General features: G+C 35.5%; 2 protein-coding genes. Both read left to right on the top strand.

Features of this window, described 5'->3' with window-relative positions; genetic code table 11:
- Positions 1-679, top strand: a 679-nt coding sequence (locus tag WKV44_10575; protein ID MEM5948980.1) for a hypothetical protein, incomplete at its 5' end; no start/stop codon positions are given.
- A complete protein-coding gene (locus WKV44_10570) occupies positions 680-1,324 on the top strand; it encodes a hypothetical protein (GenBank protein ID MEM5948979.1) in 645 nt (214 codons plus the stop codon).
- The last annotated feature ends 333 nt before the right edge of the window (positions 1,325-1,657 follow it).

Raw genomic sequence — 1,657 nt, 5'->3', positions numbered from 1 at the left:
CGGTATGGGAGGTGTGTACAATCTTGTAAATCTGCAGCTGTATCATTATGCGGGGAATAATCCGGTGAAGTATATTGATCCAGATGGGAGAATTAATAAGTTTAGTTGGTTTTTAAAGATGATTACAACCCCTTATCCTCTTGATGCCCCGCCTAAGATAGGATCTTTTTATTTTGCTCAGTTTATTTCTGAGCAGGAAAGTATGAGTGGTTATAAGCTACTTACTGATTCAATGGGCCTTTTCCCTTTTGTACTGCCCCAGTTTTTTTCTTGGATGGGAACAGCTGCAGAGTTAAATGAGAAACAGAAATTTAAAAAGATGGGATATTCTCCTGATCGTATTGTTGTCTTTAGTCAACGAAAGGCTTTTCTTCGTGGTGCTGAGATGGAAATAAAGCGGATTTATAATTTGTTGGGGGATATCGATGAGAAAAATATATATTCATCTGGATTTAGATTTTTTTTGTTAAGCGAAATAGCCAAACTTGAGTATGAAATCCGGAATAATAAGTTTTATGATAAATATGAATCTGAGAAGAAACGACATGAATTCTATGAGGCCGGTGGCGGTCTCTATGCAGACTATGAAGACAAACGGGATAAATATCCTACTCTAAAGATTAAGCCAGTAGATTACTGGGAAGAGTATTTATCTTTATATCCATTTGGGGGAGAGTAAATGCAAAATACACAGAAGAATAAAAAAAGTAAATGGTTTTGGTTGTATTATTTTTTGATTGCACTTCCTATTGCTATATATAATCTTTATGACTTTTCTATAAGTCAAGACAAACGGGAAGAGTTTAGCCCTATATTTAAAGATAAAGAAATACAAATGAATATACTTAGGAATTGTGATGGGATATTATATGGTCTAGCAAATTTTGAAAAAATAGGAACTATTACAATAGAGATACATCATGATGATGTTTTGCTATTAGAGGCAGAAGTTGTAGGTTCAAATGGACATATGGATAGTGGAGATATTGAGTATTATTCTTCTGAGAATTTATTGGTAAAGGACATATCTTTTAAGCCGGAAGAAGTTTATAATGGCCATTTGATATGGATAAACATGGATGAAAATGGTAATGCGTATGTTTTGGTTTTGATAAAAACAAAATGGCTCTATCAGTTGTGGAGGGAAAGAAAGAGTTTTATAGAACCTATAAAAGGAAGAGTGTTTCTGTTTTTAAAGACTTCCGCAGATTATTTAGATTCGATATTAAAAGTAGCAAAAAAGAAGCGTTCTATGTCAATCAATGAATTGCTATATTGGGGAAGTTTTGAGCAAGATTTTGCTTCTTTTTTGCTATGTCGTTAGTGGGCCTTATCAATGAAAAAACTACCTTGGGATGAATGTGTTTGATCCAAGATTTTTGATTATTAGGAAGGTTATGCTGCTAAGGACTGCTGGAATCTTCCCCCTTTGCCTCGTATTAGCCGGAGGCAGGAGGGGCTGAGCCCTTCCTGCCTTTTTTCTTTATAGGGCGCAGTCCCGACGTTCGGTATAAATCGGTATAAAAATTTAAGGCAAAATTAGGAAAAATTGTGTTATAGTAATAAAGACTGATGTCAGAGAAGGGAAGTGTGGATAGAGAGTAAGGCTGGCAGCGGATTGTACAGTACGCCGTACAGGTTTACAGGTAAGGAGCTT

The organism is Spirochaetia bacterium 38H-sp, assembly GCA_039023545.1.
GTDB lineage: Bacteria > Spirochaetota > Spirochaetia > Winmispirales > Winmispiraceae > Rarispira > Rarispira pelagica.
This window is presented reverse-complemented; position numbering and strand designations above follow the sequence as displayed.